The organism is Longimicrobiales bacterium, from assembly GCA_028823235.1.
In the GTDB taxonomy this organism is placed as follows: domain Bacteria; phylum Gemmatimonadota; class Gemmatimonadetes; order Longimicrobiales; family Gaopeijiaceae; genus UBA2589.
Genome location: JAPKBW010000001.1, coordinates 180,008 through 201,487, shown reverse-complemented (window position 1 = coordinate 201,487; position 21,480 = coordinate 180,008). Strand labels below are relative to the sequence as shown.

Genomic DNA, 21,480 nt, shown 5'->3' with positions numbered 1-21,480 from the left:
TGAGGTTGTTACCTCAAGCTGGGCCTTTCTCTCACGTCCGTCCGACCGGAATAGTCGAAGAGCCGTGCAGTCGCTGACGGGGCGACCGCATCCCGCTACCCGGTAGGCATTCCCGAATTCCATACGTCGACGACCACTGTCCAGCGCCCGTCTGGCTGTCTCGACCAGACGTGGAAGTCACGCACGAGATCCTGACCCGGCTCGGCGCCGTCCTGTTCGATCGTGATATCGCCTTCCGCTAGCGTCCATCCCATGTCGCCGTTCTCAGAGACCTCTACCCTCAGGAGTTCGAAATCGAGGGAGACGCCGGGGGTGGAGATGAAGCCGAACCGGTAGTACTGCACTTCAGTGATTCCTTCCACGAGCGACTCGTTCGGGGGCACCATCACGGCATCCCAATCGTAGCTCGCGACGACCGTTGCAGCGTCCTTGGCTGTGGCGGCAGCATGGTATGCAATTGCGGCCTCGCTCAGCGAGGCGACCTCAGCCGCCATGTCACGGGGCGGGTCGGAAGACACGGCCGGCGAGCAGGATGCGAGCAGGACAAGTGATGCGATTCCCAGGGTCAGTCGGGACATGGATCTTCTCCGTCAGTGGCGCGCAAACACGCCTGGTGTGTACTCAAGTGGTGAGGTGACAGGCACTGAAGTGATCCGGCCCCACCTTCTTCAGATGCGGCACTTCCTCCGCGCAGATCGCCTCGGCGCGAGGGCAGCGGCTTCGAAAAACGCACCCTGACGGGGGGTCGATCGGACTAGGAATGTCACCGCTCAGGACTGTCCGTTTCCGCTGACGTCCCGGCTCAGGCACCGGGACAGCAGAGAGAAGCGCCTCGGTGTAGGGATGGTTGGGAGTTCTGTAGAGGGCGTTGGACGGGGCGATTTCCATAATCTTGCCGAGATACATTACGGCTACCCGATCGCAGATGTGCTCCACCACGGCCAGGTCGTGGGCAATGAAGAGCATCGTAAGATCGAGTTCTTCTTTGAGATCGCTCAGAAGGTTTATGACTTGCGCCTGGATCGAGACGTCGAGCGCAGAGACCGGTTCGTCGGCGACCAGGAAGTCCGGGTTCACAGCAAGCGCCCGCGCGATACCGATCCTCTGTCGCTGCCCACCGGAGAACTCATGCGGGAACCGATCCAGGTGGGCCGTGGAGAGGCCCACCTGCTCGATGAGTTCGACGGTCCGGTCGGGCCGACTCGCGGGCGTGCCGATGCTGTGCAAGGCGAGGGCATGGCCGATGACTGTCCGAACCTTCTCTCGCGGATTCAGGCTGGCGTAGGGGTCCTGGAAGATGATCTGCATCCGTTTGCGGAAGCGGCGCAGATCTCTCTTGGACAGGTCCAGTACGTTGGTACCGTCGAACACGACCTTTCCGGCAGTCGCCTCTTCAAGGCGGAGCACCAGGCGGCCGACCGTGGTCTTCCCTGAACCGCTCTCGCCTACGAGGCCGAGAACCTCGCCGCGGCGCACAGTAAAGGAGACGCCGTTTACCGCCTGCACCTGACTGACTATCCGGTTCAGCGCTCCCCCTCGGACGGGAAAGTGCTTGACGAGGCCTTCGACCTGGAGGAGGTGATCGCTCACGACGTGACCTCTTCGGTCAGGTCCAGCTCGCGCCAGCGAAGACAGCGAACCTCGTGCCCCTCGGAGATCTGCTCGAGGGGTGGATCGGTCGTCCGGCATTCGGGTTGCACGTGCGGGCATCGGGTGGAGAACCGACAGCCGGCAGGTCGCTCCGAAATGGATGGTACGTTGCCGGGAATCGTCCGGAGACGCTGCTTTCCGTTTGCACTACCGAGTCGAGGAATCGATGCGATGAGCCCGGCCGTGTAGGGCATCCGGGGGCGTCCGAAGATCTCTGTCACAGAAGCACTTTCGACGACCTGCCCGGCGTACATCACCACCACTCGCTGCGCCATCTGGGCCACGACGCCGAGGTCGTGGGTGATGAAAATGATCGCCATGCCCAACTGTTCCTGAAGCTCCTCCATGAGATCCAGGACTTGGGCTTGAATCGTCACGTCCAGTGCAGTGGTGGGTTCGTCAGCAATCAGGAGACTCGGACGGCATGCGAGCGCCATGGCGATCATGGCACGCTGACGCATTCCGCCGGACATCTCGTGGGGATAGCTGTCCACGCGGAGTGCCGGCTCCGATATGCCGACGATCTCGAGCTGTTCGATCGCGCGCGTTCGGGCCTCCGCGTGGGAGAGCCCCTCGTGCTCGATCAGGACTTCTGAAATTTGTGCGCCTATGGTGTGCACAGGGTTGAGGCTCGTCATCGGTTCCTGGAAAATCATGCCGATCTCCTTTCCCCGAATGGTACGCATCTCCTCCTCGGGCAATTGGACGAGGTCTTTCTCACCGAGCCGGACCGACCCCTGCGTGATCTGGCCTACCCTGGCGGGAAGAAGCCGCATGACGGACAGCGCAGTGACGGACTTCCCCGACCCACTCTCCCCGACGATGGCGAGAGTCTCACCGGCGTCCACCGTGAATCCAACCCCGTCTACTGCGACCATGGTGCGTCGCCCCAAGACGAAGCTGGTCTGCAGGTCCCGGACCTCTAGCAGGGGTGAGCTACTCAAGGCTCACCTCAAGCCCAGCTCGTCGAGAGCCTGTGCGACGCCGTCCAGATGGGTGAGGTGCATGGACGCATAGTTGGGGGCCAGGACCACGCCGTCTCCGCCGGCCCTGTACGTCTCCATGACGGAGCGGTAGACGATGTCCTTGGAGCACTTCGCGGTCTCCGGATTGGTACGAGGGGCATCCACTCCGATGCCCATGTAGACGTTCGCCTTTCCATCGACGCCTCGCACCGCGTCCGCGCACTGACCGTGGACGTACGTATCGGGGTCCATGCCTGTGGCGATCAGCTCGTCGAACGGAGCCTCATTGAGGCCCAGAATTCGGAACAGGGCCCGGGTGGCTTCGTCCGGTTCGAAGTCACGGAGGATCGTCTTGCGGAAGAAGCCGAGCTCTTTGTTCCAGACCTCACCGGCCTGATGCTGATACGTGATCGGCTTCACGAAGTCGGCGTATCGAGTCTGCTCGGCCCACGGCCACTGCGCCCGACGGATCGGGTTGAAGTGATTGCGATTCCAGACGTTCAAGCCGAAGGGCAGGTCTGGGCGGCACCACTTCACCAGCCCGTAGAGTTCCCGGTCCAGGTCTTTGTTTCGTTCGAGCCAGAATTTTTCCCAGATGAGAGCTTCCGGGTTGTCCAGGAGTACTCTCATGAACGTGATGAGCGAGCCGTCGACGAAGGTTTTTCCGGCGGCCGCCTCTTGCATGAAATCATACAGGTGGAGGAGCGCATTTCTGCACGCCTCGACGTTGATCCCTCGCTCTGTCGCCTCTCTCCGTGCTTGCTCAGAGAAGTCGCCGGGAGCGCCTCCCTGGATCAGGGTGTCGAGGGGGGAGTTCCGCTCGTTGCACCACATTACGCCATCGAGAGGATGATTCCGGACCTGGTCCTCGATCATGGAGTGAACCCAGCGTCGGTACTCAGGATTCGAGGTCGATGGCTCGCCACCGATGCGCCCAAAGAGGTCCACTTCCATCGCCTGGGCCAGCGTCGGCACTTCGACGTTTCCGGCAGAGCCATGTCCGGCATACTTGAAGAACGGCTCCATCAACTCGATGTAGACCTTCATTCCCCGAGCGTGCGCTTCAGGGATCACCATCTTGAGGATGTCACGGCCAGCGAACTCGGGATCCTGGCTCCGGTAGTCCGCCATGAAGGTGTCGTTGTAGTACCTGGGATCCGGGTCGAAATATGCACCGCCGCGCATCTGGTACGGCTCGGGTACTCCGTGGTCCGGCCACCCGTCGAGTTCATGGCTGATCGAACGGCCGGATTTGAGTCCAAGCCAGCTCACCGTGCCGAGCATCAGCACGTTGACGCCCACGCGGTTCTGCAGCGTGTCGAGGACGGTGTCCACGCCTTCGTCGACGAAGCTGATGGGACTTAGCTGAATGCCGACGAATCGGTCTTTCTTGTCGGGGCTGGTCATTGAGCGGCGCGGGCGCTTGAAGTGAAGGAGGCGATGCGTTCCATCGCCTCCTTGATCATCGGGAGCGGCTGGAGGTAGCTGATTCGGATGTAGTCGGTGCTTTCATCCCCGAACATGGTGCCCGGAAAGAGCATTACGCCCGTTTCCTGAAGGAGCCGTTCGCAGAAGAGCGGGGAGGGTAGCCCTGCTGTGGAGACGTTTGTGTAGATGTAGAACGCACCTCCCGGGTGTCCGTAGCTGAAGCCGGCCTCGGTCAGGGCCGGCATGAGCCAGGCCCGACGCTCTGCATACTCGTCGATCATCGCGTCGATGGGCTCCTGCGGACCCGTGAGAGCCGCCAGCGCCGCGTATTGGCTGATGGTGCACGTGTTGATGGAAAGGGTGTGCCTGGGTTCGACCAGCATCTCCACCAGCTCTGCCGGGGCGGCGAGGTACCCGACTCGCCATCCTGTCATCGAGTAGGTCTTGGAGAAGCCGTTGAGCGTGATGGTTCGCTCTCGCATGCCCTTCAGAGTGGCGATGGAGAGATGCTCGTTGGGTGCGTAGATCATCCGGCCATAGATCTCGTCGGCGACGATGATCAAGTCATGGCGGATGGCCAGATCGGCGATAGCCCGGATGGCATCAGGTGGGGTCACAGCACCTGTTGGATTGTTTGGAGAGACGAGCACGAACATCCGCGTGCGCGGCGTGATTCGCTTCTCGATCTCCGCCACGTCGAGGGCGAAGTCATCCCGTTCGAAGGTGGGGACGGGAATCGGTGTGCCGCCGCAAAGGCGAACCGCAGTGTCGTACGTCGTGAAGCGGGGGCTCGTGATGAGCACCTCGTCTCCCGGGGAGCACAGCCCCAGCATGGTGAGCATGATGCCTTCTTGGGCACCGGCGGTCACCATGATCTCGTCTGACTCGTAGTCGAGCCCGTAACGGGCCGTGAGGTCGGCGGCGATGGCCTCTCTCAGCGGCTGGATACCATTGGGGCCCGTGTAGTGATGGTGATTCGCATCGAGGGCAGCCTTTGCCGCCTCGACGATGTGTGCGGGTGTGTGGAAGTCTGGGTCACCTCGCCCGAGCGCGATGACGTCAGTCAGGCTGGCGGCGATGCCCAGCATCCGGGTCCGAAAGGCTCCGTCTTCTTCGACGATGCGAGGGGCGAGGCGGTCAGTCAGCAGGCTCATCCGTACATCCTCCGTCCACCGACGAACGTTGTGGTCACGTGTTCGAGTGCACTCAGGTCCTCGTCCGGATTGCCGTCCACGACGATGAGGTCGGCGGCTTTGCCCACCTCAAGTGTGCCCACGACATCTTCCATGTTCGATACGCGGGCGGCTCGGATCGTGATGGAAGCCAGGGCATCCATGTTGTCGCTGCACACCCCGACCTTAACCATGTGGATGAGCTCGGGCGCGATCACGTCGTGTTCCACGGCCGGGCTTCCGGCGTCCGTCCCGAAGACGATGGAGACCCCGGCCTTGGCCGCCCGGATGAGGCCTTCGTAGCGCGTCGGGTCAGCCACGGCCTTCTGCCGTTCTTCGATCTTCCATTCCGGGATCCCGAACTGACGCGCGATCTCAGGCTGACTCTGTTGGACGATCGGTGCGAAGGTCGTGACAACTGGAATGCCCTTTTCGACGAGCAATGCCACGGTCGAGTCTGACATGGACCCTCCGTGTTCGACGCAGTCTACACCAAATCGAACCACCCTTTCAATACAGGCGTCGTATGTGGCGTGTGCTGTTATGGGCAGCCCGTTTCGGTGGGCTTCGTCGATGACGGCCTTGAGCTCCTCGTCGGTGAACTCGAGGGTGTCGTGGCAGGCCATGATCTTGATGAGGTCGGCGCCCCCTTTGACCTGTTCCCGAACTGCACGGCGCATCTCGTCCGCCCCGCTGGCCTCCTGACAGACCCAGTAGGTGTGTCCACCCGTCTGGATGATGGCGGACCCGCAGACCTTCAGCCTCGGTCCGGGGAAGATCCCCTGCTCCAAGGCCTGCTTGGAGAAGAGGTTCATGTCGTGAAAGCCAAGGTCCCGGACCATCGTCACTCCGGCGCTCAGGCTCTTGAGCATGTTGCCGGCGGCCTTGAATGCGGAGATCGGGCGAGGGTCATCCATGGACTGGCGAGCCAGGTCGTGGATCCCGTCCCAGTTCAGGTGGGCATGGCTGTTGATGAGGCCCGGCATTAGGGTGCCACCGGTCTCCTCTACCTCGGCGTCACCGGCGTTCAGGTCGACAAGCGTGCCGACTGACGCGATCTGCCCATCCTTGATCTCGACGAACCCTTCTTCGATCACGTCACCCGCCATGGTCAGAACTCTGCCGGTCAGCACGAGGTGCGGGGTGGGTAGGTCGAACATGGGCTTCGTGATCTTCTGATATCGCCATGCGGCGGGCTCAGGCATGCTACGGGCTCCTCAGCAGGGAAGGGTGCGAGTGTCGAGAGGGTGGTGTGTCTGGAAGCGGCTCGCCAGTTCGACCCGGTCCGGGCCAACGACGAGTGTGTCGATGGTTCTCCATCCGTCGAGGCCTGGGCGGTACACGCCGGGCTCACAGGAGAAGACCATTCCAGGGGTGGTGGGTGTGTGGTCGCCAGGTGCGAGCCAAGGTGATTCGTGGCCCTCGACGCCCATCCCGTGGCCGATTCGGTGACGGATGGCGTCGCCGAGCCCGGCACCTCGAATCGGGGCGGTTGCTGCGTCATTCACCTGCGCGCAGGTGAGTCCACGCTGGAGTGCGTCGACCGTGGCGGCACCCGCATCGGCCATCGCATTCATGACTTCCCGTTGCGCCTTGGAGATTTCTCCGAGAACGAGCGTGGCGCCGCTCTCAGCATGGTAGCCTCCGAGGCTGCAGCCGATTCCTGCGATGATCGGCTCGCCAGGCTGTGGCCGCCGACTGGTGACCGTGCCGTGCGGCAGGGCTGCCCGGGGCCCCGAATGGACCGTGGCCGTGATGCCCACCTTCGTACCCTGGAAGGCTGCTCCGTGCGTATCGAGCAGGATGTCCCGGACGTGTCGGGTGCAGTCAGCTAACAGGTCCTCCTCGGAGCCCCCCTGCGCGATGATGTCACCGCCAGCTGAGAGCAATCGCTCGAGGACCAGATCGGCGAAGCGGGAGGCTTCGCGGATCAGTGCCAGTTCGAGCGGGTGCTTCACTGCTCGCTCGAAGCTTGTGTGGTCCGTCAGATCGAGCCGATCAAGCAGCGCCTCGGCCGGCTCTAAGAGCTCGGCGCTCAGTGAGTCTACGGCGATCCGCCGGGCGCCGGCCTCTTCGATCATCCAGAGGACAGGCGGGCGCTCACCGGGAAACTCGACATAGGTACGGACTTCGACCCCCCGAACGTCCATGGCGTTCTCGAGCTCGAGGTGCGCAACCAGAAGGAGTGCCGAACCCTCTACCGGGAGCCAGAGCCCGACGGGCCGCTCATTTACCGAGAAGTGCCAACCTGTCGCGTACGTCACATTCCCGGCGGCGAGGATCAGGAGGCCATCCAGTCCCGCCGCCTGCGCCCGTGTCCGGAGTCGCTCGCGGACGTCTTCGTAGAAGGAAGCCGCGAGCGGGTTCAAAGCGTGGCGTCTTCCCACGGGCCCACCACGACGATCTCCGCTTCGACACCAAGCTCGGCTCCGAGCGCGCGGAGGTCATCGAGTGCCGGATTCTCCAGAGGGATCCCGACCTCGGACTTTCGTGTCACCCGACGAGCCTCTTGCTCACCAGGAATGAGGATCTCAGTGAACCCTGGCCGGAGGGCCCTGGATTTTACCATGGCGGTGAAGTCGTCCATGCGTTGGCGAAACTCATCGAGGGGCATGAACCACTCGATGTCGATGGCGGTCAGCGTGTGACTGACGTCCATCTTCCCTGCCACCGCGTAGGGCGTGAGGCCGTACCCGGCGCCACTGATGACCCCCGTCAACACGTCGGTCATGAATGCCAGTCCGTACCCTTTGTAGGTGCCAATCCCCAGGAGAGCTCCGGCCATCGCAGCATTCGGGTCGTCCGTCTCCTCTCCGTCGGGAGTGAGCGCCCAGTCGAGTGGCATGGGACGGCCCTCGGCCGCGTGCCAGGTCATCATTCCCTTGCCGGCGGTAGTCAGGGCTATATCGAGGACGGCGGGGAAGCCGAGTCCAGTCGGTGCAGCGATCCCCCACGGATTGGTTCCCACCGCCCCTTCGCGGCCGCCCCACGGAGCCATCTCGGGTCCGGCGTTGGTGAGAGCAGTTCCTATGCATCCGGCTTCTGCCGCCACGGAAGCGTGAACGGCGCTCGAGCCGAAGTGCGTGGAATTGCGTACGACGGCCTGCCCGAGCCCACATACCTTCGCCTTCTCGACGGCGAGTCTCATGGCACGAGTCGCGGCCACGGTGCCGATCCCATTGTGCGCGTCGACCAGCGCGAGGGCCGGGCTCTCTTTCACGACCTCGAAGGGCGCCGCCGGGTCGATCAGGCCCTGCGCGAAGCGCTCTCCGTACTTCCTGAGTTTCTTGACGCCTTGGCCGTGACCGGGGTGGAAGCGGAGTTCCGAAAAGAGGAGGGCATCGCCAAAGATCTTGGCGTCATCCGCAGGGAGACTCATGGCACGCAAGACCTCAATCACGAAGGCCCCGAGGCTCTCCCGGGTCACAGCGATCATGGGAATCACAGGATCAGTCTTCCAGTCCCAGAAGCTCGACGAGGTTGGCCTCAGGAGCGTCGAAGCTCCCAAGCTGGCCACCCGGGGCGGTCATGAAGACGGCAATCCCGGGCCCATAACCGGCACGCGGACCATCCGTGGATGCGACCACGCCGATTGCCCGTGCACCACGCAGGTATCCGTGATTGTACCGGCTGTCCGTGTCTTCGAGGGCTACGAGGTCCCCGAGCCGCAGCCTGTCGAGTCCCAGTTCTGCGAGCAACTCGCGGTCGGTGGACTGCATGTGGAGGCTGCCGCCTTCGGATGTCAGGCCGAGGCCTGCTCCCACCAAATGTGCGGGGATCTGGGCCGTGACCCCGAAGGCCACCTGGCCATCCTCTTCCTCTGCGGGAAGCGCTGCCAGGAGCCCAGGAGCGATGCCTTTCAGGGACACGTCGGGGTGGTCTGTGAGTGTCATTCCGACCCCTTCGGCTCGCACCAGGACCTGGTCGCCGACGGCCATCCGAGTCCTGGCTTCACAGGGGAGGTGGACGATCACCTGCTCGGAGAATCGACCGGACTTTCCGGTGACGACACCTGTGGTCCCAGCTGCTCCACCGGTCATCACCTTGGCCCGGTTCCCGACACACGCGAACACGTTCAATCCACGGTTCTTGTTGTCGTCGGCCTGCCCGATGCTCACTCCAGGATGAATGCAGTCAGCCGCCCATCCGAAGGCCCGATCACCCACCGAGACGTTGTAGACGATTCCCCCGTGTGTGGGCAGCAGGAAGGACGTACCGTCGGCCGCGAGCCGATAAGGCTCAGCAGGCAGCCCGGGAAAGCCGGGATGTGCGACGGCACCTGCCACGGACACCGCGACGAGGTCGACTTCGTTGGTGGCGAGCGTGTTGTTCCTGGTCATGCCATGCCCCGGATGCCAAGGGTGTGGGCGATGTTCGCCGTGGGGTCGATATGGAAGTCGAGGAGTTCGGGCGGTCCGGTCATCAGAGTCAGAATCCCAGGCCCGTGTCCGGTCATTACGGAGTCACCGTGTATGCAGACGCAGATGGCCACCCAGCCTTCGCGGTAGGAGCGGCCGAAGCGGTGGTCGACGTTTCGAATGCCGATCATGTCGCCCAGGCGCATCTGGTCGATCCCGAGCTCGGCCATCAAGGCCCGATCACCGGACATGAGGTCCTGATCGACGAACTCGGAGTTGATTTCCGCTCCTGAGCCCATGATTCGGGGTGGCAGCTCCATGGCCACCGGACAGCTCACCTGCTCGTCGTTCAGCCGCAGGCCAAAAGCCTTGGCGAGAGATGGGCTCGTCTTCTTGAACTCGATGCCGGGGTGGCTTTGGAGTCTCAGTCCTCGACCCAGCGTTCGGATCTGGACGGTATCTCCGATTGTCATCTCTTCGAGGACATCAGGCGGAAAGTCCACCAGCAGACGGGCGTGTTCTCCCGTGATGACGCCTTTTGCTCCTCGGGCCAGCCCGGTTACGACTTCGGCTTCGTTTCCGATACACGTCAGGTAGTGGAGGGCGAAGTCCGCCCGCTCGTCCGAATGCGCGATAGAGACTCCGGGCTCCACGTGGTCGCCGGCCCAGCCGAAAGCTCGGTCACCGACCCGCGCGTTGTACGTGATTCCGTACATGCCGGGCAGGACCTCACCGACTCCGTCAGGTCGATGGACGTATCCACCCCTTCGCATGGCAGGCTGACTCACCTGCCCAGTGACTGCCATCTCGACGAGGTCGTCGAAGTTCCACTGTAGCGGGTCGGCCATGTGCCTCCGGGGAGTCCAAATTCAACGATGAGAGGGTGTTTGGGGCGCCGGAACACCTGCTTGACAACCCCGGTCGAGGCGGGCCACGTTGCCTTGTCGCCTGTCGACAACATACAGACTACTGTGATTGAGGCGTGGGTGCAAACCCACCTTTATACCGGGAAAAAGGGTCCAAACCTATGGGGTACAACGCTTTCCTTGAGCGAATGGGCGAGGTCAACGACCTCCTCTGCGCCGAATCGATGCTCAATTGGGACGCGAGGACCATGATGCCGTCCGGCGGGGGTGACACCCGTGCCAAGCAGTTGGCTACGCTGACCGTCATGGCGCGGAACCACCTGGTTGCGGACGAATCGCGTCGACTCCTCGATCGGGCCGAGGCGGAGACCGCCTCCCTCTCTCTCGACAGCGTAGAGCGGACGATCTGCGCTCAAGTACGGGAGGCCATCGATTATCACCTCCGTATTCCGGCGGCATTGGTGCACAAGCGTGCCGAGGTGGGATCCAAGGGACAGCACGTCTGGGTGAAAGCCCGGGCAGAGAGCGACTTTGCCTCCTTTGCCCCGGTGCTTGAGGAGACCCTCGCGCTGAACCGTGAGATGGCTGAGTGCATCGGGTACGAGGATCATCCGTACGACGCGCTCATGTACCGATTCGAGCCAGGCGAGACGGTAGCGTCTTTGCAGCCGTTGTTCGCCACCCTCCGTGAGGGACTCCTTCCGCTGGTGCAGGCCATCGGTGAGAAGGAAGCACCCCGGATCGACTTTCTCGAGCAACCCTACCCGGTGGATAAGCAGCTTGAGTTCGCCCTGAAGATGGCGAGGAAGCTTGGGTACGATACGGACCGTGGCCGACTGGATCTGACCGTTCACCCATTCGAAGTCTCCTTCACACGCAACGACGTCCGGATCACGACTCGGGTGAACGACGAGTGGATGCCCAAGAGCCTCTTCGGAACGCTCCACGAGACCGGACACGCTCTCTACGAGCAGTACTGCGACCCGGCCTACACCCGAACGCCCTTGGCCACGGACCTCGTCAGTCTGTACGCGGTCGGCGGGGTCAGCTTTGGAGCCCACGAAAGTCAGTCACGACTCTTCGAAAACCATGTCGGGCGGAGCCGGGAGTTCTGGGATCTGAACTTCGGCGAGCTGCACGACACGTTCCCGGATCAGCTCGCGGGAATCGATGCAGAGACTTTCTGGCGCGCGGTGAATCGGGTGCAGCCTGGCCTCGTCCGGGTCGAGTCCGACGAACTGACGTACGACTTCCACATCATGCTTCGTGTAGAGATCGAGGCCGCTCTCATTGATGGCAGCCTCGCGGTGTCTGACCTCCCCGAGATGTGGAACACGAAAATGAAGGAGTATCTAGGGCTGGACGTTCCGCACGACCGTCTCGGTGTACTTCAGGATGTCCACTGGTCGTCTGGTCAGGTTGGGACCTTCTGCAACTACACGATCGGGAATGTGATGGCGGGACAGCTCTTCCACACCGCCACAAAAGAAGAGTCGGTCCAGGAAGGACTGGCCGCGGCGAACTACGTGCCGCTACGCGAGTGGATGACCGAGCACGTGCATCGTCACGGCCGCCGCTACCTGCGCGACGAGCTCCTTGAGAAGGCCACTGGGGAGCGTCTTGAACCCAGCTATTACATCGAACATCTCAGTAACAAGTACTCGGAGATTTATGGAATCTGATACGATGACCGAGGGCCGAAGCCGCCTCGCCCGACGCGTGAAGTTGCGAGACAAACACATCGTCACCCGGATGATGGATATCGCTGAGGGACTGCCGGATGTGATCAAGCTTGGGCGTGGTGATCCTGACCTCGACACACCAGACCATATCGTCCGGGCGGGCCAGGATGCGCTGGCCGCCGGTGCGACGCACTACACGCATCCACTCGGCCTTCCGGAGCTCCGGAAGGCGATCGCAGACAACATCGTCTCCCACGGCGGCGCTCAGTACGCGCCCGAGGACATCGTGGTTACTCCGGGTGGGCAGCAGGCGATGTTCATCATCGCGCTCGGGTTGCTCGACCCTGGAGACGAGTTGCTGATTCCGTGTCCGGGCTACAACCCCTACCTGCAGGCGGCCGAGCTCACTGAGGCCACGCTCGTGAATATCCGGACGTCTGCTGAGACGCACTTCACGGTTACGGCGGAGCAGGTTCGAGAGCACATCACGCCGCGTTCGAAGGTGCTCATCCTGATCAATCCCGGGAATCCGACGGGCACGGTCATTCCTCCGGCTGAAGTCGCCCGGATTTGCGAGGTCGCGGTCGAGCACGACCTGATCGTGGTTTCCGACGAGATCTATGCCCGGATGACCTACGACGGCCATCGCGCAGTGCCGGTCGCATCACTCCCCGGGATGAAGGAACGCACGATTACCCTCTCCGGGGTCTCGAAGTCCTATGCGATGACCGGCTGGCGCGTAGGATACCTCGCGGGTCCGTCTGACCTCATTCCCGCCCTGGCCGAGATCCACCACTCTTTTGCGATCTCGACCTCTGCTGTCGGCCAGCACGCCGCGCTCGCAGCTCTTACAGGACCGCAGGAGTGCGTAGAGGAGATGCGCCTGACGTACGACGAGCGGAGAAAGGCGCTGTGCGAAGGCCTGACCGAGCTGGGCATTCCGTTCGCCGAACCCCAGGGGGCCTTCTACGTCTACGCGAAGGTCGCGGCGGTCGGAGTCGGAGCCACCGCGTTCTGTGAGCGTCTGCTCGCAGAGGGGCGGGTCATGATCTTCCCGGGGAAGATCTATGGAGACTACACGGACGACTACGCGCGCATGTCGCTGACACAGGATGTCCCTCGCATTCACGAGGCATTGGCCCGGATGGGCGAGGTCGTAGCGGCCCTCCGCACGGAGCAGGCTGGTGCATGAGTGTTCGCGCCGGCGCGCGAGTCCGAATTCCGAAGAGGTGGCCAGCACTAGGCTGCCAGGAAGAAATAGAATCCCCACCAGCGCGAGATCAGACCGTTGAAATCAGATAATCCGAACGTCCGTGGGATCCAGCATATGGCCTTTGCCGTGCGCGATGCGGCTAAGGCGCTTGATGCGTACTCCCGCTTCCTTCACGTGCCGGCCGATACCGAGATGCACGTGTATCCCAAGTCACAGAACCGGGTCGCGCTTTTCTACCTTGGCGGAATCGAATACCAGCTCTGCGAGTCCATGGTGCCGGACGGCCGCTTCGCGAAATGGATCGACGAGCGAGGCGCCGAAGGGCTCCACCACATCTGCTATGAGGTGGATGACATCGACGTGGCGCTGGCCCATGCGGAAAAACAGGGGGCGACGCTACGCATTTGCCAGGCTTGTCAGGTACACGGCTCGCATCCGCATCCCGAGGGATGGGTCGCCTTTTTGGACGATGAGGCTGGCGGTATCGAAATCGAATTCATGCAGGTCTACACACCCGATCAGTTGAAAGAGTACGAAGACTTCAAGGGGATCTGAGGTGTCGACGAGTCGCGACTTCGTTGGTTACGGAGAGAACCCCCCGGATATCAGGTGGCCCGGAGGTGCGCGACTGGCCGTCAATTTCGTACTGAATGTCGAGGAGGGTTCGGAATACTCCCTGGAAGATGGGGACGGCCGATCCGACGCCGCCCTCACGGAGGTCGCACAGGCCAGGGTTCCGCGGGGCGATCGGGATCTCGGAGCCGAGAGCATGTTCGAGTACGGCAGCCGAGTCGGGCTCTGGCGGCTCTTTCGGCTTTTTCAGACTCGGAAAATGCCTCTGACAATTTTCGCCTCGGCTCTGGCCCTGGAAAGGAATCCGTCCGCGGCCCATGTCGTTCGCCAGGCGGTAGCGGCGGGGGACTGGGACGTCGTGTGCCATGGCAGGCGGTGGATCGAGCACTATCTGCTCGACGAGACGGCTGAAAGAGAAGAGATCGCCCAGGCAGTCGAGACGATCGAGCGATTGATCGGCTGTTCGCCCGAGGGTTGGTATTGTCGATACGCACCGTCCACGGCCACGCGACGTCTGCTCGTTGAGCACGGTGGCTTCAGCTACGACAGTGACGCCTACAACGACGAACTTCCTTACTGGGTACAGGTGGAGAACCGTCCCCACTTGGTGGTGCCGTATTCATTGGTGACCAACGACGCCAAGCTCGTCGGAGGTCCTCTCGTAACGGGGCGGGCGTTCGGTGACTTCCTCATCGATGCTTTCGAGGTCCTCGTCGCCGAAGGAGACTTGCATCCACGGATGATGTCCATCGGGATGCACGCCCGAATTCTTGGACAGCCGGCCCGGATCGTGGGGCTCCATGCATTCCTGGACCATATCATGGACCGGGACGACGTCTGGATTTGCCGCCGCGGAGATCTCGCCAATCACTGGCGTTCCGTCGTGCCTCCCCCCGAGCCGATGGCGTCACAGTGACGCCTCAGGATCCGGATCCTTCTGCCTTTGCGCCGTTTGGTGCGTTCCTCACGCCACCAACCGAGGTCGGCGAGCGATTGATGTTCCAGCATTGGCTGGAGCCTGTCTCGGGGCGGATACAGCAGTGTCACTTGAATCGGGTCTCACCTTCGACGCTGCCACTCACGCTTGAACAGGTGGAGTGCCACCCCTTCGCGGCCCAGCTCTTTCTGCCGATGGGCGTGTCGCGCTATCTCGTAACGGTGATGCCCTCAGACGAATCTGGTGCCCCTGATCCCGGCCGGGCATTGACGTTTGTCGTGCCGGGCACGTTGGGCGTGGTTTACCACCCCGGGACATGGCACGCGGGAATTGCAGTGCTCGATTCTGAGGCCACTTTCGCCGTGATGATGTGGCGGGGTGGGAAGGATGACGACGTATTCGCTCCGATCGAGATGAACGTGGACGCTTTGCCTGCGACGGCTGTGCCTACAACCGAGGAGGACTCCCCTGTCTGACTCTGTTGATCTCTCCACCGCCGACATGCCGCTCGGCCCCATCGAACAGATGCCCCTCCGCGTGCAGGTAGCTGAACGTCTCCGCTCCGCGATTGTCACGGGGAAGATCCGCCCTGGAACTCCCCTTGTAGAGACCGCGCTTGCTGAGCAGTTGCGCGTAAGTCGCGCACCGATCCGAGAAGCGATTCAAGACCTCGAGAACGATGGTCTCGTGGAGACCATGGCGTATCGACGGAAGCGCGTGAAGCCTCTCACTGTGCAGGAAGTGGCTGAGATCTGCGAAATGCGGCAGCTCTTCGAAGTGATGGCTGTCCGCCGCATTTTGAATCAGGGCACTGTGGTTGAATCACTCTGGGCGCCGTGCCGGGCCATGGAGGAAGCTGCAACTGCGGACGATCGGGACTCCCTGATCGCGGCAGACGAAGCCTTCCATCGAACGCTCATCCGACTCTCGGATCATCAATTGCTGGCTCAACTGTGGGCGGGGCTGTACCTCCGTATCCACCAGATCATGTCCCTTCGGAACGACCGCGAGGTCGACCTGGTCGACATCGCGAGAACGCATCCTCCCATTGTGAATGCGCTTGAGACCAGCGATATGGAGCAGGCAGTGCACCTTGTTTTCGAGCATGCCAACGCGCTCGCGGACTTCGATCCAGCTAGCATCGCCGAGCACCCGGAATGATAAGGAGACGGGTCCTGATCACCGGCGCGGGGGGCTTCGCAGGAAGCGCCCTGTCATTGGGCTTTGCGAAGCTCGGCTGGGAGGTCATCGCCTTGGATCGAGCCTTTGACGATCGACCCGGGCATGAAGCGATCCGTCGAGTGACCGTGGAGTTGATGGAAGGAGTGCCTGAAGCGGTTCCGGGGGTGGACCTGGTCGTCCACGCGGCATGGGTGACCACTGACCCCGAGACGCTGGGAGTGACTCCGGACGGATATCTCGCATTGAACCTTCGTCCTCTGGAGAAGGTGCTCGAGTACGCGACGCGGACTTGTCCTCGCGCCTTCGTCTTCGTGAGCTCGTCCGGCGTCTTTGCTGCCGAAGACGCAGTAGGGGGATTGACTGATGCTGATCAACCAACCGGAGCGTCTCCATACGCCGTGGCCAAGCTTGCAGGTGAATCGCTGGTTCAGACTTCACTGGACCACGGCACGGCCGTCCACGTAGTGCGGCTTGGATACCTCTTCGGTCCAGGTGAGATGGCTATCGCCAGCCGGCTCAGGGTATCGCTTGTCGCCGGATGGGTCGCCGCTGCCCGGGCTGGTGAACCTCTGGTGGTGAGATCAGACGATCCCGTGAGAGACTGGACGTTCACTGCGGATCTGGCTGGTGCGCTCGAGAGACTGGCGGAGGAAGTGGCCGCTGGACGCCCGATTCACCTCGGGAGCCCTCATGTATGTTCGGACAGCGAATTCGCGGAGCTGATTGCTCATGTGTTTCCAGCCGCGACAAGGATCACACAGCCCGCGGCAGGACAGGTGAAGCCGCCCATGGTCCCAAGCGATGTAGCCGCTCTTCGCGACTTCGAATGGACGGATCCGGCCGCCGGCCTTCAACTTCTGCTGACCGAGGAGGTTGCTGCGTGAAGCCGCTCCGCTTCATTCTCGTCGGTCTGGGCGCCCGGTCGAAAACTTGGCAGAAGGTCTTGGGTGAGCACCCGGATTGTCTCATCGTAGGGCTGGTCGAGACCGACCCGGAGCGACTCTCGATGGCGGTGGCCGCGGTCCCCGGCACGGTTGGAGGAGCTTCCCTGGAAGAGGTCGCGGCCGAGGTCGACGCGGATGTCGCCCTTTTGTGCACTCCACCGGGTGGACGGCATTCTCAGGTTGCCGCAGCCTGTGCTGCGCGATTGGCAATTCTGGCCGAGAAGCCTTTGGCGGACACGGTTGCCGACGCACAGTCCCATGTGACCGCAGCTGCGGTGGCAGGAGTCCCGCTCGCGGTTGGACTCAACTTCCGTTACCTCGGGGTGACCCAGGCGCTAAAGGAGCTTTTTTCTCCCGATCGGCTGGGCCCGCCGGAGTTCGGGCGCTTCACATATGAAAGGTGGCGTGACGGACGCATGCCACGTCTGAACAAGTACCCCCTCTCCATGTCACAGCCCATGCTGTGGGAGCAGTCGATCCATCACTTCGACCTCATGCGCTTTGTCTACGACGCGGAGCCGGTCGCCATTTCCGCCCGGACGTTCAACCCGTCGTGGTCCATGTATGGCGGTGATGCCAACGTCGGTGCGCTCATCACCTTCAGTGGGGGCATCGAAGTGACATACCAGGGCACATGGGCAGGGAACTGGCAGCAGATGGGTTTTGATTGGCGCACCGAGTGCCAGCGAGGCATTGCGGTGCAGGGGGAGATGTTCGGGGCGCTGAGCTACGCATTCCGTGACGACCCGGAGCTTACGCCGGTCGACCTTCCCGACGACGAACCATGGGTCGACGATGCCCGCGCCTTTCTCGTCGACTTCGTGAGCCACCTGAAGGACGGCACCCCGCTGCCGTGTCCCGGCACTGACCACCTGAATTCCCTTCGAATGGTGGAGGCGTGCATACGGTCTTCCGAGGGCGAAGGCACCGTGAGTCTCAACGAGCAAGGAGGATGACCCGCCGATGAATCTTCGAACCAACGCCGCCCGGACCGCATTAGCTGGGCTGTTTGGCGCAATCCTGGTCGCCACCGGGTGCGCTGAGCGAGCTGACGACACCATAATCGTGGGACTCAGCGCCGATATCACGACCTTCGAACCGGGAATGATCTCGAGTCGAGATAATTCGAATATCGCCGAGCACATCTTTGGCAGCCTTTTCACTCTGAGTGCCGCTGGAGAACCCATCCCCGATCTCGCCCACACGCTGGAGATCACGGAAGACGGCACGGGCTATATCTACACTCTCAACGAGGGCATGACCTGCCACGATGGCGAGGCCCTGACCGCCGAGGACGTGGCCTACACGTTCAACAGGATCCGGGACCCGGAGAATCGCTTCACTGGGAACGCTCCTGGCTTTGTCTACACCTCTGTCGGGTTCCAGAATGCTGTGGCGCTCGATGACCTCCGGGTGCAGATCAACATCGCCAGAAAGAACCCGATCGCGTTTGGGCTGCTCACCGAGATCTACGTTCACTGCAAGGACAGCTATGAGCAGATGACCCTGGATGAGGCGGCGTCCAACCCGATCGGATCGGGCTCATACCGCCTGACGTCTTGGACCCGCGGGTCCGAGGTCGTGCTCGAGAAGGTGCGGGAGCCCGGAAATTTTCAGCGAATTGTGTGGCGAATCATTCCGGAGGCCTCGACTCGCACTGCGGAACTCGTCGCCGGAAATGTGGACATCATCACCAACGTGGTGCCGGAACAGATCGAGGCGATCGATGGGTCGGGTCGTGCTGAAGTCCGTGTGGTGTCTGGGACACGACGGATGTATCTGGGCTTCAGCCTCTCGGAAGCTTCGCGACAGATGCCGGGTGGAGAGGAGATCCAGGATGCCCGTGTGCGGCGCGCGCTCCAGTACGCGGTGGACGTCCCCACCATTTGCGAGCAACTCCTGAGTGTCGAGTGTGACCGTGCGACCGGCCCTGTGAATCCGCCGAACGGTAAAATGAACCTGACGCCGTATCCGTACGATCCGGACACGGCAGAGCGGCTTCTCGATGAGGCGGGCCACCCCCGGGGAGACGATGGCAACCGGTTCTCTATCCGACTCCAGGCGGGGCGCGGACGGTACGTAAACGACGTGAACGTTGTCCTCGCAATCAGTCAGTACTTGCAGGACGTGGGGCTCGACGTCGAGGTGGAGCTTCTCGAGTGGGCTTCCGTCTACACGCCACTCCTCAGGGAGCGCAGCATGGGTCCCCTCTTCTTCCTCGGAACTGGCGGAGGCCTCTGGAGTCCGATCTACGATATGACCGACATGGCGGCCGTGGACTCGGGCACGAACTACACCCACTGGAGTGACGACCGCTGGTTCCGGCGCTGGCCCGATCTGGCCGCGGCCACGACTCCTGAGGAGACCCGTACCATCATTGATGAGATGCTCCAGGTTTTCTACGACGATGGGCCTTGGCTGCACCTGTATTTCCAGCCGGACTTTTACGGCGTGTCGAACCGTATCACCTGGGACGCTCGCCGTGACGAGAGAGTGTACGTATTCGAGGCCGGGCTGAAGTGATCCCGATGGCGTCCTGACCGGAGGACTGGCGTAATGGGATCTTACATCCTGAGGAGGTTGCTCCAGAGCATCGTGGTCGTCATCGGCGTCACGCTGGTGAGCTTCTTGGCGCTTCAGGCCGGCGGAGATCCGACCTACCTCTATGTCAGCGAACGGGCTTCCACCGAGGAGATCGAGGCGACCCGTCGGGCCCTTGGCTTCGATCGGCCCCTTCATGAGCAGTACCTGGGGTTTGTCGGCGACCTGGTTCAGGGTGATTTCGGGCAGTCGCTCTCGTACAGGCAGCCGGCCATGGAGATCGTCCTCGACGCGCTCCCGGCTACGATCGAGTTGACGGTATTCGCTCTGGTACTCGCACTCATGCTGGCAATCCCCCTGGGCGTCCTCGCAGCCATCAATCGAGGGACGGCGTGGGACGGGTCCGTCACGACCTTCGCCATGCTGGGTCAGTCGATTCCGAATTTCTGGCTAGGGATCATGATGATCCTTTTTTTCGGACTCTACACGCGCTGGTTCCCCATTTCTGGCCATGTGCCCTTCCTTACACCGTTGCTGAATGGTGATTTCGGAACGGCGTTCTCGAACCTCCCCCGGACGATTTATCACCTGATCTTGCCTGGGATCGCCGTGGGAACGTACTCCCTGGCAAGGAATACTCGACTCGTTCGTTCGTCGCTGCTCGAGGTTCTCGAGCAGGACTACGTTCGGACCGCTCGCTCCAAGGGGCTGCCGGAACTACGAGTCCTGGTGCACCACGCCCTGCGAAACGCGTGGTTGCCCGTGGTGACGATTATCGGGCTCGAGTTCGGTTTTCTGCTGGGGGGCGTTGTCGTGGTGGAGACGGTGTTCAGCTACCCGGGGATCGGCCGCCTCCTCTTCGCGGCGATTAACCAGCGAGATATTCCGCTGGTACAGGCCGGCGTCATTCTCCTTGCCGGGATCTTCGTCATGCTCAACCTCGTCGTTGACCTCGTTTATGTGCGCCTCGACCCCCGTGTGAAGCTGACTGGAGGCGGAGGATGACCGATCTGCCCACCGCCACACCCGCTCGGGACAGCGAACTCAGGCGGGAGTTCCGACGAGCCATCCGAGTGATGGCAGATGCCCGTTGGCCCGTTCTGGCCGTGATCATTCTCGCAGTCGCGGCATTTGCGGCGATCTTCGGCCCCCTGCTGTCGCCGTTCGATCCGAATCGGCAGAACCTTGCACTCCGCCTGGCTGAGCCGCTTTCTGCGGGTCCGGACGGCACCGTATTCCTTCTCGGGTCCGATGCCCTGGGGCGCGACGTCTTTTCCCGGCTGCTCTATGGCGCCCGTATCTCGCTTACGGTCGGGATCGCCAGCATCACGGTGGGGGGAAGCATCGGGATCACGGCAGGACTCGTTTCAGGGTATTTCGGGGGGTGGGTTGATGACGTCATCATGCGCCTGGGAGATATCCAACTCGCATTCCCGTTCATTTTGCTGGCTATCATGTTTCTGGTCGTTATGGGGTCCGGGGTCTGGAACCTGGTTCTCGTACTCGGCGTGGGTCAGTGGGTCACGTATGCGCGTATTGTGCGTGCTGATACGCTTTCCCTCCGCGAGAAGGAGTTCGTGGAAGCAGCGCGTGCGCTGGGTGACAGCACGCTGTCGATCATCTTTCGGACGATCCTCCCGAACATCTTGGCTCCGCTCACCGTGATCGCGTCGTTCAACGTGGCGTCGGTGATCCTCTCCGAGGCAGCCCTTTCTTTTCTCGGCCTCGGCGTGCCGCCGTCGGTCCCCACGTGGGGCAGCATGCTGGCCGAGAGTCGAGACTCGCTCATTGCGAACAAGTGGTGGCTCGCGGTCTTCCCGGGCGTGGCTATCGTCCTGACGGTACTGAGCTTCAACATCCTCGGAGACTGGCTTCGGGACTTCCTGGACCCACGACTGCGGGAACGCACTTGACGATTTGTAAGGGATGCCGCTTCGGTATGGCCGTTCTGTCTGGCGATACCATCACC

21 protein-coding genes are annotated in these 21,480 nt (G+C 62.2%); 11 read left to right on the top strand and 10 right to left on the bottom strand.

Annotated features, from left to right (window positions below; all coding sequences use genetic code 11):
* Positions 1–95: 95 nt before the first annotated feature.
* Genes OSA81_00780 through OSA81_00735 form a run of 10 tightly spaced genes read right to left on the bottom strand, consistent with a single transcriptional unit; the run spans position 96 to position 10,421 of the window.
* On the bottom strand, positions 96–578 hold the full coding sequence (locus tag OSA81_00780; protein ID MDE0897526.1) for a nuclear transport factor 2 family protein: 483 nt from the start codon (positions 576–578) through the stop codon (positions 96–98).
* 43 nt (positions 579–621) lie between these two features.
* Positions 622–1,590 carry an ABC transporter ATP-binding protein gene (locus tag OSA81_00775; protein ID MDE0897525.1) on the bottom strand — a complete coding sequence of 323 codons (969 nt, stop codon included), beginning with the start codon at positions 1,588–1,590 and terminating at the stop codon, positions 622–624.
* The gene (locus OSA81_00770) at positions 1,587–2,594 is read right to left on the bottom strand and encodes an ABC transporter ATP-binding protein (protein MDE0897524.1); all 1,008 of its coding nucleotides are present in this window, start codon (positions 2,592–2,594) and stop codon (positions 1,587–1,589) included. The genes OSA81_00775 and OSA81_00770 overlap by 4 nt, the downstream gene beginning before the upstream one ends.
* Before the next feature lie 3 nt (positions 2,595–2,597).
* Complete coding sequence (locus OSA81_00765; GenBank protein MDE0897523.1) at positions 2,598–4,022, bottom strand: alpha-amylase family protein; 1,425 nt, start codon at positions 4,020–4,022, stop codon at positions 2,598–2,600.
* Complete coding sequence (locus tag OSA81_00760) at positions 4,019–5,197, bottom strand: pyridoxal phosphate-dependent aminotransferase (GenBank protein MDE0897522.1); 1,179 nt, start codon at positions 5,195–5,197, stop codon at positions 4,019–4,021. The genes OSA81_00765 and OSA81_00760 overlap by 4 nt, the downstream gene beginning before the upstream one ends.
* Positions 5,194–6,420, bottom strand: a complete 1,227-nt coding sequence (locus OSA81_00755; GenBank protein ID MDE0897521.1) for an amidohydrolase family protein — start codon at positions 6,418–6,420, stop codon at positions 5,194–5,196. Before OSA81_00755 ends, OSA81_00760 begins: the two co-directional genes overlap by 4 nt.
* Positions 6,421–6,432: 12 nt before the next feature.
* Entirely contained in the window at positions 6,433–7,602 is a 1,170-nt protein-coding gene (locus OSA81_00750; GenBank protein MDE0897520.1) for a Xaa-Pro peptidase family protein, read from the bottom strand.
* A complete protein-coding gene (locus OSA81_00745; protein MDE0897519.1) occupies positions 7,581–8,651 on the bottom strand; it encodes an Ldh family oxidoreductase in 1,071 nt (356 codons plus the stop codon). Before OSA81_00745 ends, OSA81_00750 begins: the two co-directional genes overlap by 22 nt.
* 13 nt (positions 8,652–8,664) lie before the next feature.
* Positions 8,665–9,555, bottom strand: coding sequence for a DUF4438 domain-containing protein (locus tag OSA81_00740; GenBank protein MDE0897518.1), 891 nt, complete (start codon positions 9,553–9,555; stop codon positions 8,665–8,667).
* On the bottom strand, positions 9,552–10,421 hold the full coding sequence (locus tag OSA81_00735) for a DUF4438 domain-containing protein (protein ID MDE0897517.1): 870 nt from the start codon (positions 10,419–10,421) through the stop codon (positions 9,552–9,554). Before OSA81_00735 ends, OSA81_00740 begins: the two co-directional genes overlap by 4 nt.
* A 179-nt stretch (positions 10,422–10,600) precedes the next feature.
* On the opposite strand from OSA81_00735, the gene OSA81_00730 reads away from it, so the two are divergent.
* The 11 genes from OSA81_00730 to OSA81_00680 all read left to right on the top strand — a co-directional run bounded on the left by OSA81_00730 (position 10,601) and on the right by OSA81_00680 (position 21,424).
* Positions 10,601–12,121 (top strand): carboxypeptidase M32, encoded by a 1,521-nt coding sequence (locus OSA81_00730; protein ID MDE0897516.1) that lies wholly within the window; start codon positions 10,601–10,603, stop codon positions 12,119–12,121.
* Complete coding sequence (locus OSA81_00725; GenBank protein MDE0897515.1) at positions 12,111–13,313, top strand: pyridoxal phosphate-dependent aminotransferase; 1,203 nt, start codon at positions 12,111–12,113, stop codon at positions 13,311–13,313. Before OSA81_00730 ends, OSA81_00725 begins: the two co-directional genes overlap by 11 nt.
* Before the next feature lie 96 nt (positions 13,314–13,409).
* Positions 13,410–13,889 (top strand): VOC family protein, encoded by a 480-nt coding sequence (locus OSA81_00720; protein MDE0897514.1) that lies wholly within the window; start codon positions 13,410–13,412, stop codon positions 13,887–13,889.
* Position 13,890: 1 nt separating this feature from the next.
* Entirely contained in the window at positions 13,891–14,823 is a 933-nt protein-coding gene (locus OSA81_00715; GenBank protein MDE0897513.1) for a polysaccharide deacetylase family protein, read from the top strand.
* Positions 14,820–15,320: an ureidoglycolate lyase gene (locus tag OSA81_00710; protein MDE0897512.1), complete on the top strand. Its 501-nt coding sequence runs from the start codon at positions 14,820–14,822 to the stop codon at positions 15,318–15,320. The genes OSA81_00715 and OSA81_00710 overlap by 4 nt, the downstream gene beginning before the upstream one ends.
* 25 nt (positions 15,321–15,345) lie before the next feature.
* Positions 15,346–16,005 (top strand): GntR family transcriptional regulator, encoded by a 660-nt coding sequence (locus OSA81_00705; GenBank protein MDE0897511.1) that lies wholly within the window; start codon positions 15,346–15,348, stop codon positions 16,003–16,005.
* On the top strand, positions 16,002–16,910 hold the full coding sequence (locus OSA81_00700) for an NAD(P)-dependent oxidoreductase (GenBank protein MDE0897510.1): 909 nt from the start codon (positions 16,002–16,004) through the stop codon (positions 16,908–16,910). Before OSA81_00705 ends, OSA81_00700 begins: the two co-directional genes overlap by 4 nt.
* Positions 16,907–17,926, top strand: a complete 1,020-nt coding sequence (locus tag OSA81_00695) for a Gfo/Idh/MocA family oxidoreductase (protein MDE0897509.1) — start codon at positions 16,907–16,909, stop codon at positions 17,924–17,926. Before OSA81_00700 ends, OSA81_00695 begins: the two co-directional genes overlap by 4 nt.
* 7 nt (positions 17,927–17,933) lie before the next feature.
* The gene (locus tag OSA81_00690) at positions 17,934–19,493 is read left to right on the top strand and encodes an ABC transporter substrate-binding protein (GenBank protein ID MDE0897508.1); all 1,560 of its coding nucleotides are present in this window, start codon (positions 17,934–17,936) and stop codon (positions 19,491–19,493) included.
* Positions 19,494–19,526: 33 nt separating this feature from the next.
* The gene (locus OSA81_00685; GenBank protein ID MDE0897507.1) at positions 19,527–20,516 is read left to right on the top strand and encodes an ABC transporter permease; all 990 of its coding nucleotides are present in this window, start codon (positions 19,527–19,529) and stop codon (positions 20,514–20,516) included.
* Positions 20,513–21,424: an ABC transporter permease gene (locus OSA81_00680; protein MDE0897506.1), complete on the top strand. Its 912-nt coding sequence runs from the start codon at positions 20,513–20,515 to the stop codon at positions 21,422–21,424. The genes OSA81_00685 and OSA81_00680 overlap by 4 nt, the downstream gene beginning before the upstream one ends.
* Positions 21,425–21,480 lie beyond the last annotated feature (56 nt).